Genomic DNA, 357 nt, shown 5'->3' with positions numbered 1-357 from the left:
GGCGGGAGTGACATGAGGACCGAGGATCTCATCAAGGCGCTCGACGCCGACGTCCGCAGCAAGGCGATGCCGCTCGGCTCCGCCTGGCGGATGGCCGTCGCCGTGGCGGCGGTGGTCGCGGCCGCCATGTTCTGGCTGACCATCGGCCCGCGTCCGGACCTGATGGTCGCCATGCACACGATGCGTTTCCTGTCCAAATTCGTCTTCACCATCGCGCGCGGCGTCAGCGCGTTTGGCCTGATCAGGGCCCTGTCGAGCCCCGGCGCGCCGACGGCCAGGGCAACGGCCTGGATGGCGCTCGCGCCGGCATTGGTGGGCGTGGCGGTGATCCTCGAGCTTTTCGCGGTGCCCCGCGCC

1 protein-coding gene is annotated in these 357 nt (G+C 70.6%); it reads left to right on the top strand.

Translation table 11 applies throughout. The annotated features are described in order from the left end of the window. Window positions 1–12: 12 nt before the first annotated feature. Window positions 13–357: NrsF family protein (locus EN862_RS35170; protein WP_135913307.1), on the top strand; the 345-nt coding region annotated here is incomplete at its 3' end.

The sequence above is a fragment of the Mesorhizobium sp. M2E.F.Ca.ET.219.01.1.1 genome (assembly GCF_004016445.2).
Classification (GTDB): Bacteria; Pseudomonadota; Alphaproteobacteria; order Rhizobiales; family Rhizobiaceae; genus Mesorhizobium.
The sequence above is the reverse complement of the archived record's forward strand: the minus strand, read 5'-3'. Positions and strand labels throughout refer to the sequence as shown.